The sequence below is a fragment of the Rhizobacter sp. P2_H2 genome, from assembly GCF_056403375.1.
The window spans coordinates 1-1,914 of sequence record NZ_JBFUFP010001033.1 but is presented as its reverse complement, the minus strand read 5'-3'; the positions used below and the strand labels follow the sequence as shown (position 1 = coordinate 1,914).

Annotated in this window: 1 protein-coding gene; it reads right to left on the bottom strand. The window is 67.7% G+C overall.

Translation table 11 applies throughout. From position 1 onward, the window contains the following. Window positions 1-1,868 (bottom strand): peptidylprolyl isomerase (locus tag AC1D15_RS29675; protein WP_477828845.1); only part of this gene is annotated, 1,868 nt, incomplete at its 3' end. Window positions 1,869-1,914 lie beyond the last annotated feature (46 nt).

Sequence of the window (1,914 nt, the reverse complement as noted above, 5' to 3'; positions counted from 1 at the left end):
CGGCTCTTCAGCGCGGTGTAGTAGGCCTGCGCCTCGGCGGCGGCCCATGCCTGCGCGTACTGCCCCTGCGAGCGCACCGGGTCGGCGGCGATCGGGTCGCGGCCCAGCACCTTCGTGACCTTCACGATCACGTAGCCCTGGTCGCCCAGGTCGATGCCATCGACGGCCGGCAGCTTCGCGGTCGGCGCCTTCAGCACCGCATCGACCACCGGCTTCGGCAGGTCGCGCGGTTGCGCGCGCGACACCAGCTGCGCCGCATCGGTCAACGCCGTCTCGGGCGCCTTGCGAAGCTCGGCCAGGCGGGCCTCGCCTTCCTTGCGCGCGAGGGCCGCTGCCTGCTTCGCGACCAGCTTCTCCTTCACGCTCGCGGTCACTTCAGCCAGCGGCCTCACCGCAGCCGGGCTGTAGGTCACGACGCGTGCCGAGATCAGCTGGCTCGAACCGGCATCCACCGCCTCGGTGTTCTTCTTGTTGCGCAGCGCGTCGTTGCCGAACAGCGCCTCCAGGAACTTCGGCGACGCGAGCGGCCCCTTGGCCGCCGGGCCCGCCGTGCGCGTCACGCCCTGCGCGGTCTGGATCGGCAGCTTCAGCTTGTCAGCCACCGGCTTCAGGCTGTCCGGCTGCTCGTAGACCGTGTTCGTGAACTCGACCGCCGCCTCGGAATACTTCGCCTGCGCGAGCTGCTTCTTGACCTCTTCCTCGATCTCGGGGCGCACCTGGTCGAAGCTCTTCGTCTCGCCGCCGCGGGCCTGCGTCACCTGGATGATGTGGTAGCCGAAATCGCTCTCGACCACATCGCTGATGCCGCCCGGCTTCAGCGCGAACGCGGCGTCTTCGAACGGCTTCACCATCGCGCCACGACCGAAGAAGTCGAGGTCGCCGCCGTTCAGCGCCGAGCCGGTGTCCTGCGAATTCTTGCGCGCCACGTCGGCGAAGCTCGCCGGGTTCTTCTTCACCTCGGCCAACAGGGCCTCGGCCTTCGCCTTGGCTTGCGCGCGTTCCGCGGCCGGGGCCGACTTGTCGGCCTTGATCAGGATGTGGCTCGCGCGGCGCTCTTCGGCCACCGCATAGCGCTTCTCGTTTGCCTTGTAGTACTCGCGCAGCTTGTCTTCAGGCACCGTCAGCGTCTTCTTGATCGCCTCGACGTCGAGCACCACGTACTCGATGTTCGCCTGCTCCGGCGACATGAACTGCGCCGCGTGCGCCGGATCCTTGTAGTACGCCTGGATGTCGGCATCGCTCGGCGACACCTTCGCGAGGTAGTCCTTCGCGTCGAAGCGCTGCTGCTGGAACTCGCGCTGCTGGAACATCGCATCGATCGCGCTCGAAGCCGCCGCGGCCGGCGCGAACACCGTGCCGCCGATGCCGAACATCACCTGGCGCATCTCGAGCTGCTGGCGCAGCGTCTGCTCGAAGCCCGCCACCGTCATGCCCTGGGCCGACAACGCGACCGTCAGCGCCTCCTTGTCGAAGCCGCCGCCCGCACCGCGGAACTGCGCGAACTGCGGGTCGTTCATGTAGACGTTGAGCACGCGGTCGGCCGTCGCGGTGAAGTTCGACTTCAGCGCCGCGGTCTGCAGCACGCGCTCGCGCACCAGGTTGTCGAGCGTCTGCAGGCGCACCGCCGGCGTGTCGAACATGCGAATGTCGACGTTCGGCGCCTGGCGCCGGTAGCGGTCGATCTGATCGCGCTGCGCCGCATCCCATTCGGCCTGCGTGATCTTGTGGCCGTCGACGACGGCGACACCCCCGCTGCCCGCCATCGAGCGGTAACCTTGGTAAGCACCCGTCAGCACGAAGGCGGGAACGATCAGCACCAGCAACAGGAACTGGAACAGGCGGTTGTGCGTGCGAACAAATTCAAACATCGATGGCCTCGAAGGGTGATCGCTGTGCAGCCGGACGGCGCTGCTT